The sequence below is a fragment of the Sulfurimonas sp. NW9 genome (assembly GCF_051132275.1).
Classification (GTDB): domain Bacteria; phylum Campylobacterota; class Campylobacteria; order Campylobacterales; family Sulfurimonadaceae; genus Sulfurimonas; species Sulfurimonas hydrogeniphila.
In genome coordinates this window covers 917,487-930,933 of sequence record NZ_CP093236.1, presented here as the reverse complement: position 1 = coordinate 930,933, position 13,447 = coordinate 917,487, and the positions used below count along the sequence as shown (strand labels likewise).

Annotated in this window: 15 protein-coding genes; 8 read left to right on the top strand and 7 right to left on the bottom strand. The window is 39.3% G+C overall.

Going from position 1 to position 13,447, the window contains the following annotated elements; genetic code table 11:
- Nucleotides 1–15: 15 nt before the first annotated feature.
- Genes MLC44_RS05345 through MLC44_RS05325 form a run of 5 tightly spaced genes read left to right on the top strand, consistent with a single transcriptional unit; the run spans nt 16 to nt 6,339 of the window.
- Nucleotides 16–2,643, top strand: a complete 2,628-nt coding sequence (locus tag MLC44_RS05345; RefSeq protein WP_434658734.1) for a plasma-membrane proton-efflux P-type ATPase — start codon at nt 16–18, stop codon at nt 2,641–2,643.
- The gene (gene ppk2 / locus MLC44_RS05340; RefSeq protein ID WP_151900590.1) at nt 2,643–3,401 is read left to right on the top strand and encodes a polyphosphate kinase 2; all 759 of its coding nucleotides are present in this window, start codon (nt 2,643–2,645) and stop codon (nt 3,399–3,401) included. Before MLC44_RS05345 ends, ppk2 begins: the two co-directional genes overlap by 1 nt.
- Complete coding sequence (locus MLC44_RS05335; RefSeq protein WP_418641273.1) at nt 3,398–4,663, top strand: MgtC/SapB family protein; 1,266 nt, start codon at nt 3,398–3,400, stop codon at nt 4,661–4,663. Before ppk2 ends, MLC44_RS05335 begins: the two co-directional genes overlap by 4 nt.
- A 10-nt stretch (nt 4,664–4,673) precedes the next feature.
- On the top strand, nt 4,674–5,582 hold the full coding sequence (locus tag MLC44_RS05330; RefSeq protein WP_151900592.1) for a TIGR00730 family Rossman fold protein: 909 nt from the start codon (nt 4,674–4,676) through the stop codon (nt 5,580–5,582).
- 13 nt (nt 5,583–5,595) lie between these two features.
- Nucleotides 5,596–6,339: a DUF6629 family protein gene (locus MLC44_RS05325; protein ID WP_434658732.1), complete on the top strand. Its 744-nt coding sequence runs from the start codon at nt 5,596–5,598 to the stop codon at nt 6,337–6,339.
- Here the strand turns inward: MLC44_RS05325 and MLC44_RS05320 are convergent.
- The 6 genes from MLC44_RS05320 to MLC44_RS05295 form a co-directional block, all read right to left on the bottom strand.
- Entirely contained in the window at nt 6,336–7,043 is a 708-nt protein-coding gene (locus MLC44_RS05320) for a sulfite exporter TauE/SafE family protein (RefSeq protein WP_226069046.1), read from the bottom strand. The genes MLC44_RS05325 and MLC44_RS05320 overlap by 4 nt on opposite strands.
- Nucleotide 7,044: 1 nt before the next feature.
- Complete coding sequence (locus tag MLC44_RS05315; RefSeq protein ID WP_151900595.1) at nt 7,045–7,548, bottom strand: hypothetical protein; 504 nt, start codon at nt 7,546–7,548, stop codon at nt 7,045–7,047.
- A 157-nt stretch (nt 7,549–7,705) separates the two neighbouring features.
- A complete protein-coding gene (locus MLC44_RS05310; RefSeq protein WP_230973238.1) occupies nt 7,706–8,182 on the bottom strand; it encodes an HD domain-containing protein in 477 nt (158 codons plus the stop codon).
- Nucleotides 8,179–9,006 carry a tyrosine-type recombinase/integrase gene (locus MLC44_RS05305; protein WP_434658731.1) on the bottom strand — a complete coding sequence of 276 codons (828 nt, stop codon included), beginning with the start codon at nt 9,004–9,006 and terminating at the stop codon, nt 8,179–8,181. Before MLC44_RS05305 ends, MLC44_RS05310 begins: the two co-directional genes overlap by 4 nt.
- Nucleotides 9,007–10,002: a hypothetical protein gene (locus tag MLC44_RS05300; RefSeq protein WP_151900598.1), complete on the bottom strand. Its 996-nt coding sequence runs from the start codon at nt 10,000–10,002 to the stop codon at nt 9,007–9,009. It abuts the gene before it with no gap.
- 3 nt (nt 10,003–10,005) lie between these two features.
- Nucleotides 10,006–10,602 (bottom strand): hypothetical protein, encoded by a 597-nt coding sequence (locus tag MLC44_RS05295; protein WP_151900599.1) that lies wholly within the window; start codon nt 10,600–10,602, stop codon nt 10,006–10,008.
- 119 nt (nt 10,603–10,721) lie between these two features.
- Here MLC44_RS05295 and gatC point away from each other — a divergent pair, with 119 nt between their 5' ends.
- The 3 genes from gatC to MLC44_RS05280 are packed head-to-tail and all read left to right on the top strand — an operon-like array spanning nt 10,722 to nt 12,452.
- Nucleotides 10,722–11,012, top strand: a complete 291-nt coding sequence (gene gatC / locus MLC44_RS05290; protein WP_151900600.1) for an Asp-tRNA(Asn)/Glu-tRNA(Gln) amidotransferase subunit GatC — start codon at nt 10,722–10,724, stop codon at nt 11,010–11,012.
- A 4-nt stretch (nt 11,013–11,016) separates the two neighbouring features.
- Nucleotides 11,017–11,358, top strand: coding sequence for an arsenate reductase family protein (locus tag MLC44_RS05285; protein ID WP_346388612.1), 342 nt, complete (start codon nt 11,017–11,019; stop codon nt 11,356–11,358).
- Nucleotides 11,355–12,452: a type IV pilus twitching motility protein PilT gene (locus MLC44_RS05280; RefSeq protein ID WP_151900602.1), complete on the top strand. Its 1,098-nt coding sequence runs from the start codon at nt 11,355–11,357 to the stop codon at nt 12,450–12,452. Before MLC44_RS05285 ends, MLC44_RS05280 begins: the two co-directional genes overlap by 4 nt.
- Here the strand turns inward: MLC44_RS05280 and MLC44_RS05275 are convergent.
- Nucleotides 12,449–13,447, bottom strand: coding sequence for an SAM-dependent methyltransferase (locus tag MLC44_RS05275; protein ID WP_346388611.1), 999 nt, complete (start codon nt 13,445–13,447; stop codon nt 12,449–12,451). The genes MLC44_RS05280 and MLC44_RS05275 overlap by 4 nt on opposite strands.

Sequence of the window (13,447 nt, the reverse complement as noted above, 5' to 3'; positions counted from 1 at the left end):
AACAAGGTTATTAGAATGAAAACATATGATGATAATTTAACCGGATTGACACAAGAAGAAGTGCAAGAACGCCTGAACAAATACGGCTACAATGAATTAAATGAAAAAGAAGAGAGTTGGCTGCATCGACTTTTACGACGATTTTGGGGACCTATTCCGTGGATGATTGAAACGGCTGCTGTTCTTTCTGCCATTGCACGCAGGTGGGAAGATTTTGCTGTCATCTTGTTTATGCTGCTTGTCAATGCTTTTGTTGATTTTTATCAAGAGTCAAAAGCACTGAGTGCCATCGCCGTTTTAAAGAAAAAACTGGCAAGAAAAGCACTTGTATTGCGTGAGGGAACATGGCAGAGTATTGATGCAAAAGAGCTTGTACCCGATGATATTATCAAAGTAAAAATAGGGGATGTTGTTCCGGCAGACTGTAAACTCCTGGGGGGCGGAGAGTTTTTGCAGGTTGACCAGTCTGCACTGACGGGAGAATCTCTGCCTGTCAACAAGCAGGCCCAAGAGGATCTCTATGCCAATGCTATTATCAAACAGGGTGAGATGATAGCACGTGTAACAGCTACAGGAATCAACACCTACTTTGGCAAAACGGTTGGTCTTGTCGCCAAGGCCGAAAAAGAGGAGCAGGGACATTTCCAGAAAATGGTTATCAAAGTGGGAGATTTTCTCATTGCTGTGACAGTTGTCCTTATAGGGATTATTATCTGGCATGGAGTCTCCAGAGGCGAGCCGCTTTTGGACCTGCTGATATTTGCACTTATTTTAACCATTTCGGCGATTCCTGTGGCGATGCCTGCGGTTTTAACAGTGACTATGGCACTGGGTGCCAGAGTCCTGGCAACCAAAGAAGCCATCGTTACAAAACTCTCAGCCATTGAAGAAGCAGCGGGCATGGACATTTTATGTTCAGACAAAACAGGCACGCTCACACAAAACATTATGAGTCTTGCCGAGCCGTATCTTGTCGGAGACTTTACACAGGAGCAGTTACTGCTTTATGCTGCATATGCCAGTAAAAAAGAGAATGAAGATCCCATAGAAAAACCGATTTTTGACTATATTGAGGCGCATCATCTCAGCAAAAAACTTCAAAAATCAAAAATGAAAAAGTTCATCCCTTTTGATCCGGTGCATAAAAAAACAGAAGGCGTCTTTGAGGATGGCTTCATTTATACCAAAGGGGCTCCCCAGGTTATTATAGAGTTATGTGATGAAAAAGAGTTTGATAAAAAAGAAGCCTACAAAAAGGTGGATGATTTTGCGCAAAAAGGGTTTCGCACACTTGGTGTGGCCTATAAAAAATGCGAAGAGGACTTCTACCATTTTGCCGGACTCATTCCGCTTTTTGATCCTCCGCGTGAAGATTCCAAAGAGGCCATAGCCGAAGCAAATGCCAAAGGTGTGGCAGTGAAAATGGTCACCGGTGACAATATCGCTGTTGCAAAATATATTGCCGGTATTTTAAATATCGGACAGGATATAGAAAACATCAAAGAACTCAAAGGACAGAGTACAAAAGAGTACATCTATCTTTCAGAAATTATCGTACGTTCAATATTGAAGACTTTGCAAAAAGATGCGGACAAAGAGGAAATTAAAAAAGAGGTAACCCAGATAGTCGAAGAAGTGCAAAAAGAGCTTGATGCGCAGCCGCTTCCTGAGGGAACTGTCCGTCAGCATGAGAGTGAAATTGTCAAAATTATTGAAAATGCCGACGGTTTTGCACAGGTTTTTCCGGAAGACAAATACTTTATAGTAGACAAGCTCCAAAAAGCAGACCATATTGTCGGTATGACCGGTGACGGGGTCAATGATGCTCCTGCACTTAAAAAAGCCGACTGTGGAATTGCGGTAAGCGGTGCGACTGATGCCGCGCGGGCAGCAGCGGATATTGTACTTATGGCTCCGGGTTTACATGTAATTGTAGATGCGATTGAGCAGGCACGTATTGTATTTGAGAGAATGAAAAGCTATGTTGTTTACCGTATAGCAGAAACCATTCGTATTTTGGCATTTATGACACTGGCTATTGTGGTGTTTGATTTTTACCCTATTACCGCGATTATGATCATTCTTTTGGCACTGCTCAATGATATTCCCATTATGGCAATTGCTTATGACAACACAAAAGTAGAGGAAAAACCGGTACGATGGGATATGAAAATCGTTTTTATTCTCTCAAGTTGGCTTGGAGTTGCCGGAGTGCTGAGTTCTTTTACCATCTTTTATATCACAATGGTCTATTTAAAATCACATCCCGATACAGCAATGTTCCTGCCGGAAGTTCCCTCATGGATCGATATGCATGATGATAAATCATTTTTGGGATTTGTCCAGACACTCTTCTTTGTGAAACTTATTCTCGCCGGGCATTATACGATTTTTAACACCCGTATTGCTGACTGGTTCTTTAAAAAGCCGTATCCGTCATGGCCGCTTTTCCTGGCATCTTTTTTGACAGCACTCATCGGCACGGCCATAGGTCTGTACAGTTTTGGACTCATGACCCGTATTAACTGGCAGTGGGCCCTCTTTTTATGGGGCTATGTAAGTGTCTGGTTTGTATTTAACGACATGGTCAAACGCATAGTTGTCCGATATTATGAAAAACGCTATGGAGAGGAGGCCTTGTAATGAAAAAAGACATCTACAAACAAGAGTTATATGCCCTGCAGGTTGAACTTGTGAAATTTCAAAAAGAGGTCATTGCAAAAAATTTAAAAGTATGTGTGATTTTTGAAGGTCGTGACGCTGCCGGAAAAGACGGTATGATAAAACGTTTTACAGAGCACTTAAGCCCCAGAGATGCCAGAGTGGTCGCACTTGGAAAACCCAGTGATGTAGACAAAAAATCATGGTATTTTCAAAGATATGTCCAGGAACTTCCTGTTGGAGGGGAAATGGTCTTTTTTAACCGCAGCTGGTACAACAGAGCCGGCGTGGAAAAAGTAATGAATTTCTGCACACAAAAAGAGTATGAACATTTTATGAAAGAGGTTGGCAATTTTGAGCACCTCTTGGTCAATGCGGAAATTATTTTCATCAAATATTATCTTGATATTTCCAAAGAGGAGCAGAAAAAAAGACTGCAGGAGAGAAAAAAAGATCCGCTCAAACAGTGGAAACTCAGCCCGATTGACGAACAGGCACAAAAACACTGGAAAGCCTACTCAAATGCGCGCGATGAGATGTTTAACAAAACCTCCTTTGTCTTTGCCCCCTGGTATGTTGTACACAGTGATGACAAAAAAACAGCACGGATCAATACCCTCAAACATTTTTTATCACAGGTTGATTATAAAGACAAGAACAAAGAGTGTTTACGCTTTGATCACAGTGTCGTATGCCTTTTTGATGAGAGCTGTTATACAAAAGGATTAATTTATAAATGAGTTTAAATATTGATTTGGTACATTTTCTGGTTGTCACTGTTTTTAGCTTTTTGGTCGGACTCGAAGTTAAATCATACAGAAAACAGTATATTACTTCCAAAACAGAAAATCTTTTCTTTGGAGATGTACGCACCTACAGTTTTGTAGGAATTTTAGGCTTTGTTTTGTTTGCGGTTGATTCGAGTCTGCATATTCTGTATGCGGGAGGGTTTTTGTCAATTACACTCTTGTATGCCCTGCTCTATCAAAAAAATCTTCAAGAAAACCAACGCAGTATTTTACTCTACATTGTTATGCTCCTTGTCTACTCTTTTGGCGCTCTGATTCAGACAGAGGCCTTATGGATGACAGCCCTTCTGTATGTCAGTATTGTCTTTATATTGAATGTCAACAAAGGTGTTGAGAAGTTTACACAAGAGATAAATATCAGCGAATTTGAAACATTAAGCAAAATGATACTCCTCTCTGTCGTCATCCTGCCTCTGCTTCCCGATACAAAAATAATTCCCTACATTCCGCTCTCTCCTTTTAAAATCTGGCTGGCTGTTGTAGTGATCTCAGGTATCAGTTACAGTGGATATATACTGCAGAAATACTTTTTTCCCTCCAAAGGCTACTACCTGACAGGAATTTTTGGCGGTTCCTACTCTTCAACGGCAACAACTGTTGTCCTGGCAAGGAAGGCAAAACAGCTGCAAGGATATGCCGTCATAGATGCAGCGATTATTTCGGCAACCTCGGTGATGTATCTGCGTCTCATTGTTATTGCCTTGATTTTTAATATTGAGATTGGAAAAAATCTGCTTTTTCCTTTTATACTTCTGGCACTTACAGGATTTCTGATTTCTCTGTTTTATTTGAAAAGCGAACAAAAAACACAGGAAAATGTTGAAATTGTCGACCACAATCCCTTGGAACTCAAAACTGCTTTTTTGTTTGCCTTTTTGTTTGTTGCCATGATTGTCATTACCCATTTTGTGACAAAACATTACGGAACATCAGGCCTGGAAATACTCTCTTTTTTAGTCGGATTTACCGATATTGATCCTTTTATACTCTCTATACTGACAGGCAAGTTCTCTATCGAGGACACCCAGACAACTGCCGCTATAATGATTGCCGCAGGAAGCAACAACCTACTTAAAGCTATTTATGCCTTATGGTTTGGTACAATAAAAAATACCTATAAATCGGCACTGTGGATTTCTCTCTTAGGTGTCATTACCATCGTATGGGGACTCTATTTTGAACATATATTGTAAGGAATGATAAATGAAAATGAAAAAAACCGTTTTACCCTGGGAACATCCAAAACTGCAAGAAGAAGACCCGCAGTCATTAGAACTGATAAAAACCATTATGCAAAGCCCGACATATGCGATGGCGGAAGAAGACAAAGAGTTTATCAACTCTTATGAGGCAAGAGGTGTCCGACTCGAACTTGATTATCTCAAACCGGAACTCCAAATGAACAAACACGGCATAGAACATACCATAGTTGTCTTTGGAAGTGCACGGATTGTCGAAAAAGAGACTGCGATGAAACGGCTTTCTGCCATTGGGGAAATGCTGCAGAAAAAACCCAACAACAGAGACCTCTTACATGAACTCTATGTTGCAGAACGGATGGTTGGCAAAAGTATTTACTATGATGATGCCAGAAAATTCGGTCAGCTTGTAGGAAAAAGCGGAAAGAGTGCTGAGGACTGCCGTGTCACCGTGATGACCGGAGGCGGTCCCGGCATTATGGAAGCAGCAAACCGCGGTGCGTATGATGTCGGAGCCAAAAGCATAGGGCTCAATATCAAACTGCCGCATGAGCAGTATCCTAATCCTTATATTACCCCTGATTTGTGCTTTTTGTTTCACTATTTTGCCATCAGAAAACTGCATTTTTTAAACCGTGCAAAAGCTTTGGTGATTTATCCGGGCGGATTTGGAACTTTTGATGAACTGTTTGAGACACTGACACTGATTCAAACAAGAAAATCACAGACAATCCCTGTTGTGCTTGTCGGCAAAAGCTACTGGAACAAAGCAATAGATTTTGAATTTTTAAAAGATGAGGGTGTCATTGCACCGCAGGATACAGAGATCATTACATTTGCAGACAATGCAGAAGAAGCATGGGAATACATTCTCTCATGGCATCAAGAACAGGGAACACCACTCTACAGCTAAAAGGCAGTCATGTATGGATATATATTTTGCAGTATTAAACTTCACTCTCTCCGGAGCCATTGGGTTAGTAGGTATCCTCACGCTTCAAAAAGTGAGTACACCCAATGAAGTTCTTTTTGCTCTCTTGCCGCTTTTATTTGCCCTGCATCAGTTTGATGAAGGTTTTGTCTGGCTTGGAATGGGTGGGCATATTGATACACGTGCCCTGGAGATTGCCGCAGGTATTTTTGTCTATTATGCGCAGGGGTTGCTGCCCTTTCTCATTCCTCTGGCTATCTGGCTCATAGAAAAAGACGGATACAAAAAAAAGCTGGTTGGAATTTTGGCAATTTTGGGTTTTGGTCTTGCTGTCTATACAATGTACGGACTCTCAACAGTACCAACAAGTGTCAGTGTTGTAAACAACACACTGTATTACAAAAATCCATGGACTGAAAACTTTTATGATGCGGGCATTTATATACTCACAACCTGCGGCTCTTTGATGCTCAGCAGCAGTATTGCCATAGAACTTTTTGGACTTTTAAACCTCATCGGTCTTGTTGTTATATATATTTTCAGACCTTACGGTTTTACCTCTTTATGGTGTCTGTATGCGGCAGCTATCAGCGGATTGTTATATTTTTATTTTGTTGAACGACGTATTCAGTTTCTCCAGGAACTCAAAACAAAAAAAGACGGTATAGGTAAAAAACTCGAACAGGAATTAGACAGACTCAAAAAAGCACATCCAAAGCTTTTTACTTCACGCCTCTAATGACACTGCAACAGTGTTCTGAGAGGATTCGTCAAGTAGTCATACCCATTGTAAATCGTAAATATCCCGTATAAAATCACAGCCACTGAAGAGAGGCTCATCATCATATTTCTAAAACTCGTCGCAGAGGCAAGAGAAGATAAAAATCCTAAAGAAAACATTGCCGGAATAGTGCTGATACCGAAAATAAACATTACCAAAGCACCGTAAAGCGGACTTGCCGTACTTGCAGCCGTGATGGCAAAAAAGTAAACAAAACCGCAGGGAAGCAGTCCGTTTAACATACCGAGAATAAAAAAGCTTGTATTTGATTTTGAGTGTAAAATAGCCTGAAAAGATTTTTTGTAAAAATTTGATGAAGAGATGGAATGTTCTATCAATGTAAGAAATTTTATTTTTCCCATTAACGACAAACCTGCCAAAATCATTGCAGTTCCTGCGATGATGAGCAGTGTACCGTTTGCGGTATTGCTAAAAGTTGCCACCCCGCCGATTGCGCCAAAGAGTGCTCCTAAAATTGTATAGGTCAACACACGTCCAAAGTTATACAGCAGATGAGCCACTGTTTTGGAGACCTTGGAGCTTGCAGGTTCAATTTTAATGGTTGAATAGGCAAGGACGATACCCCCGCACATACCGATACAGTGCCCAAAAGAGCCTAAAAAAGCGATAGTGACAATTGTCAATAAATTTACCGTATCCACACTATTGTCCCAGTAGCTGTTTTCTTATTTTTGGATCTTTCATTGTTTCGCCTCGGAGCATTTTTAGACGCATCGTATCAAAATCGACCATGCCCTCTTTTTTGTGCTCATAAGCTCCAAAGCCATACCCCATAGGTGTCAGTTCATTTAATGTATAATAGGCCTTTCTTCCGTCTATCCATCGGTGCGTATCTCTGCTCATCACCCAGATAACGGCCCTGTCTTGAAATTTTTTGTCACTGAGCCAATGCACAAAATCCCCATGATCATGAAAAAACCAGGTCTTCCCATCGGGTGCGACAACCTGAGAGGCATATGTCAAATCATCTATGACCATGCCACAGTCACTGTCTTGAAACTTATGCAACTCCATTTTCAAAGGCAACTGTTTGAGATTTCCCTCTTTGATAACAACCATTTTCTGCGTTTTTTCCAAAGAGAGAAAAAGTGTAACAATAACAATAACAATAATTCCGATAAGAAGAATCGGCATAAATTTTTTCATATTTTTTTAACCTTTATGTGAAATATGTCCTTCAGCCCAATTAAACAGCTTTTTTAAAACCGGTACTTCATACAATTTGGACTTTTGCACACCCAATAGTCGGCACTAAAGTACCGATTCCGATGAAGCATTATATAGCGAAATTGTTACAGTTGTATTAATCTCTTCTTTTTTTACCTTTTCCCAGATCATCATAATGCAAAAACCTTTGTAAATCCTCTTGCAAATCCTCGTCCAAAGCATCCCAGATTTCTTTTTTTTGGGCATATCTGGGGAGATCTTCTTTTTTTGACTTTTTAATATCCCGGATAAGGTAATGATAGCGTACAATTTTTTTCGTGTATTCACTGATAAAAGGCCAGTTTTTTATAATCTGATAACTTTTCTCTTCATGGTCCGTAAAACTCCATTCATGAAACTCATAATCCTCTGCATCTTTTTTATAGGCAACAAAAGGCTTTCCGATATCATGCAAAAGTCCTGCAGCAAAAAACTTGAAATCTCCCGCTTTGAGGGCATAATATGTCACACGAAGCGTATGCAGCAAAACACCGTGCTGATGCCATTTGTTCTGTGTAAAAAAGAGCGAATCCAAAAAAGCATAGGAAAATATTTTGTTGTTTGTTGTATTCACAGTGACTCCTTTGCCATAGGATGACATACTTCTACAGTATCTTTTAAATCCTGTTTTTGAATATGGGTGTATATTTGTGTTGTCAGCAGTGAAGCATGCCCTAAAAGTTCCTGTACTACCCGTAAATCGGCTCCACCACGAATCAGTGAAGTTGCATAGGAGTGACGCAGTACATGGGGGGAGACTCCAAGATATTTTTGTGTTATTTTATACGCGGAAATTCGACTGAGTTTTCCTCCCTGGTAATTACACCAGACATACTCTTTTTGCATGTTACATGTAAGCAGATAGGCATCTATTGCCTGTTTTGCAACTTTTGCCAGAGGAACAATGCGCTCTTTTTCTCCCTTTGCGTGCCTTACATGTAACCATCCGCCTTCTATATCGCCGAGTTCCAGCTCCAGACATTCGCTGATACGCGTGCCGCTTGCATATAAAAACAGTATAAGGGCATAGTCTCGCAAGCCTATCCAGTTGCTTCTGTCTATCAGGTCCAGACCGTGTAATATATCTTCATAAGATAAAAATTTCGGAAGAAGTTTTGGAATTTTTGCAAATTTCAGTTTCATTTTTTCACTGCTGAATTGCTGTCTGTAGCAAAATTCAAAAAAGGCATTGACAGAGGAGAGCTTTCTGTTGAGTGTGCGTTTGTTTTCATACGAAGACAAGAGAGTCATAAGTTTTTGTGTATCAAGAAAAATCAACGGTTTGGAGAGTTTTTCTTCAATGGCACACAGATCACTTTTGTACGCCTCTACACTCTTTTTACTCAAAGCTCTTGTTACAGTAATATACTCTAAAAAAGCTTCCAGTTCGTTTGACATCTATTGTATAGAAATTTTCTCATTATCTACAAAGAAGGCTTTTTTACCGACAAAAACAAGCCCGTCATCCAAATCCACTTCATGAACGGTATAATCAAATGTTTTTTTATTGACCACTATCATATACCCCTCTTTTTCCAGAACATATAAATTATCTCCATCACTGATCATCCCCAAAAAGTGTGCAAAAGGAAACTTTATTTTAGAATCAACCTGCAAAGAGGGTGTCAAGGAGAGTATTTCTCCCTGTTTTGTTGTAATATACAAAGCTTTTTCATCATGCACGATATTTCGTAATTCATATTTGGCACGCAGTTCTTTTTGCGAAAGTGACAAGATTTTGGAATCACTTGCGGCAATGATTTTATCATCAAATATACTGAAATAGACAATATTGTTAAAATAGTCATCAGACGAGACTATGACAGTTCTGAGTCTTTTTTTCAGTTTTGTATTCACAATGATGACTTTGCCGTCTAATGTTGAAAAGATAACCAGATCATTCATAAAGTACGGCTGAACAATTCGAATATCATTGGCTATCGCTTTGCCGCCCTGCTCTTTGAACAAAAGCTCTTTTGAATGCATATCATATAAGGCTATTTCATTATTGGCAAACAAAACTGCCAGAATATTGTCTTTGACACCTGCGGTTGCTATTGTTCTTTTTAAGGCAAAATGTTTTGTCATTTTCGCTGATTGCTCTGATGTAAGCGTCAAGTTTCCGTCAATTGCGGCAGATAAAACCCAACCGTCACTTTCACCGAGTACTCTTTGATGCTCTTTGTCTATTTGTATGCTTATATTTCCGTCTCTGTCTAAAACTTTTCCATTATCCAAAAGTGCCGTATTTGATGAAATATCAACTATTTCATCTTCAATTTTGGCATGATTTTTCCAGTCATAAGAAACTTTTTTTGGTGTAAAAACCTCTTTTGTACTACATCCGCTCAGCAATACAAGCATAATTGATGCTAAAAATATATATGTTTTCAAAGTCTATTTTACTCCATAGTGCATTAAAGCACGGGAAACCTGTGCCAATGGAGAGTTCACACTGATCATACTGAGTTTTGAATGTGCCTCTTCTATCTTTTTGTCATGCATCAGTAAAATTGCAAGTTGCACCTGAGCCAAGTCCCTGTATATTGCATCCTGTTTTTCAGTGTACTCTTCAAGTTTATTGCTATCCTGAAGATTTTGTGCCACTTCATAACTTGACAAATCACCAAGCAGTAAAGCCTGAGAATTTTGCAGTTTTTCCAATTCTTTTATATTTTTGCTCACAACGGCCCGGGAATAGACCCAAAGATCATGCAGGTTCGGACTTAGAGTTGCCAAAGTTGCCAGTGTCGCTTCATCTTTCGGATTTTTCTGTAATGTCAAAAGTGCCTGGTTTGCCGCTTCAAGTGTATGCTGTTTGTTAATATTGTATGCAATGTCACCGGCAACAAACAGTGCAATTGCCACAACAGAACCTATCATTGCTTTTTTGTATTTTTTTACAAATTTCTCCGTAACCACTGCTTTTTCAAAAAACTTTTCTTCTGATGTCAGCTCTTCTTTTACCATTTCAATATTTTCTTTTAAACTCAAAAATTCTTCCTTATATCTATATCGATTGTTTTATAAAGTTTCTAATATTACCCATAAATAAGTTAAAGTTTTATCAAATATATGATAAAATCAAAATAAACTATTATACAGGACAGACAATGCAAGTAGATGACACACTATTAACACGACTGGAAAAACTTTCCTATTTACATGTAAGCGATGATAAACGTGAAGAAATTATATCGCAGCTCTCAGAAATAGTAAGTTTTGTAGATAATTTAAGTGAGTTGGATACAAGTGAAGTGGATAGTACTTTTGCTATGGATGACAGAGCAACACCTTTACGCGAAGATATCCCAAAATGTGACAGTACCATCAGCCAGGAAATTTTAAAGCACGCTCCAAAAAGTGCAGATGATTTTTTCATCGTTCCTAAAATCATTGAGTAGTGCCATGATAAAAGTTTATGGCATTAAAAACTGTGACAGCGTCAAAAAAGCACTCTCTTTTTTTAAAAAACACAATCTGGCGTATGAACTTTTTGATTTTAAAACACAGCAGCTTCCATGTGAAAAAGTAGACTACTGGGTTTCAAAAGTCGGCATCAAACCCCTCTTTAATACCAGAAGCACCACCTACAGAAATCTCAAACTCAAAGAACTGAACCTGGACGAGCAGCAACAACAGGAGTGGCTCTGCAAAGAAAACCTGCTGATTAAGCGTCCTGTCGTAGAGTATAACGATGATGTTCTTGTCGGTTTTAATGAAGAACAATACCAAAGGAGTTTTTTATGAATGAAGAAGTAAAAACAGAGAGTTCCACGCAACGCTTAGATATCAAAAAGCTGTTAAAAAGTGTCTTGGCATTTAAATCTTCGGATTTACACCTTGTTGTAGGCAGTGAACCGCAAATCAGAATAGACAAAGAGTTGCGTGCTTTGAATCTTCCTGTCCTTACCGCCAATGATATTGAAGAGATGGCCTATTCTCTCATTGAAGACAAACAAAAGAAAGTTTTTGAAGAGCGCAATGAACTGGACTTCTCATTTGAACTCAAAGATGTTGGTCGTTTTCGTGCAAACTTTTACAGAACCATTCACGGAATTGCCTGTGCTTTTCGTATGATTCCTATAGAAATTCCGACACTGGACGAATATGGAAATCCGCCTATTTTCAAAGAACTGGTAAAAAAAGAAAAAGGACTTATTTTGGTCACCGGTCCTACGGGTTCTGGTAAATCAACAACACTCGCTTCCATGCTGCATGAGATAAATATGACAGAACGTCGTCATATTATCACCATTGAGGATCCTGTGGAGTTTGTTCATAAAAACATCAAATCTCTTTTTTCTCAGCGTGATGTGGGAAACAGTACAGAATCTTTTGCCACAGCACTCAAATACTCACTGCGTCAAGATCCGGACATCATTCTCATCGGGGAAATGCGTGATGCCGAAACCATCGGTGCCGCACTTACAGCAGCCGAAACAGGGCACCTGGTATTTGGAACCCTGCATACAAACTCTGCACCGGGAACAATCAACCGTATTATTGATGTCTTTGACGGAGAAGAACAGGCCCAAATTCGGGCACAACTCTCCTCTTCTTTGGTAGCGGTTATTGCACAGACACTTATTCCAAGAATAGGCGGCGGTAAAGTAGCCACACAAGAGATACTTATTACAAATCCGGCAATCCAAAATCAGATTCGAGAAGACAAAGTGCACCAGATTTATTCTCAAATGCAGTTAAACCAGCAAGAGACACATATGACAACACAGACACAACAACTCATAGAACTGCTTCAGAAAAATATTATCTCAAAAGAAAATGCCATTAAAAACTCCAACAGACCCGAAGAGTTAATGAAAATGATAGGTTCCCTTTAGGAACCTTTTCTAAAACGAATCATTTTAAATCTTTCCCCCAAAAAGTTTGGCATGATGAGCATCTTTACTTTTTCAAGTTCCTGTTTGTATATTTTTTCATCAGCATGCTCTCTAAGCATCTCCAAAAGTTCTAAAATACCCATATCAACGAGTGCGACCATCTGCGCTTTGAATTCTACAAACTTCACCCCTGCCTCTTCATAGGCATCCTTTACATGTAAGAAGGTGACATCATAGGTGATATCGCTTTTTGCAAAGAGTTCTTCTGTGTTTAAACCCTCTTCAAAGAACGGATGCACTTCATGCTTTGTATAAATTCTGAGTGAAAAATCGGGACGGGCCTGCATCTCACCGTAATCAAAGCTTATAAATTCAAACTTCTTTGCAGCATTTGCCATCTCTTTTGCAAATGCTTCATATCCTCGTGCAATTTCCCCTCTGTCTTTGTGGTATTTTTTTGCCTTTTGCTCCACCCATTCGTCTGTTTCGTCAAAAATCACTTCATGGTTTTGTACCCGTGCACTTTTGCCTTTAAAATACAGTTCACAGGGAAATGCGTCAAATATTTCATTGGCTATAAAAAAGGCATTGTTACATGTAAGGTCAGAGAGAGATTTGTAATGTTTCAAAGATACAGCATCACCAAAACTTTCTGAAAAATATTCTCTTTGATGTTTCTGCAAATCATCAAAGCGTTCTATAATAACAAACTCAAAACTTGACAACAGCTCCGGTCGCAGAGTATAAAGAAACTCACACACATCCGCCAAAAAGTACCCATGATGTGCCCCTATTTCACAAATAACCGCATCTTTTTGTAAAAAACCTTCATCAACAAGTGAAATAATATGCCTGGCAATGGTACCGCCAAAAAATTTGCTTGTACTGACTGCCGTATAAAAATCACCCTCTTTGCCTATATTTTTGTATGTTGCATAATAGCCGTTTTCACCATACAGCCACTCTGCCATATATTCACTAAATTTTTGACTCAT

Coding starts and splice junctions, on each gene's coding strand:
- MLC44_RS05280 (WP_151900602.1), top strand. CDS start 11,355: ATGAATGAAGAAGTAAAAACAGAGAGTTCCACGCAACGCTTAGATATC.
- MLC44_RS05305 (WP_434658731.1), bottom strand. CDS start 9,006: ATGTCAAACGAACTGGAAGCTTTTTTAGAGTATATTACTGTAACAAGA.
- MLC44_RS05275 (WP_346388611.1), bottom strand. CDS start 13,447: ATGAGTCAAAAATTTAGTGAATATATGGCAGAGTGGCTGTATGGTGAA.
- ppk2 (WP_151900590.1), top strand. CDS start 2,643: ATGAAAAAAGACATCTACAAACAAGAGTTATATGCCCTGCAGGTTGAA.
- MLC44_RS05315 (WP_151900595.1), bottom strand. CDS start 7,548: ATGAAAAAATTTATGCCGATTCTTCTTATCGGAATTATTGTTATTGTT.
- MLC44_RS05285 (WP_346388612.1), top strand. CDS start 11,017: ATGATAAAAGTTTATGGCATTAAAAACTGTGACAGCGTCAAAAAAGCA.
- MLC44_RS05325 (WP_434658732.1), top strand. CDS start 5,596: ATGGATATATATTTTGCAGTATTAAACTTCACTCTCTCCGGAGCCATT.
- MLC44_RS05335 (WP_418641273.1), top strand. CDS start 3,398: ATGAGTTTAAATATTGATTTGGTACATTTTCTGGTTGTCACTGTTTTT.
- MLC44_RS05345 (WP_434658734.1), top strand. CDS start 16: ATGAAAACATATGATGATAATTTAACCGGATTGACACAAGAAGAAGTG.
- MLC44_RS05330 (WP_151900592.1), top strand. CDS start 4,674: ATGAAAATGAAAAAAACCGTTTTACCCTGGGAACATCCAAAACTGCAA.
- gatC (WP_151900600.1), top strand. CDS start 10,722: ATGCAAGTAGATGACACACTATTAACACGACTGGAAAAACTTTCCTAT.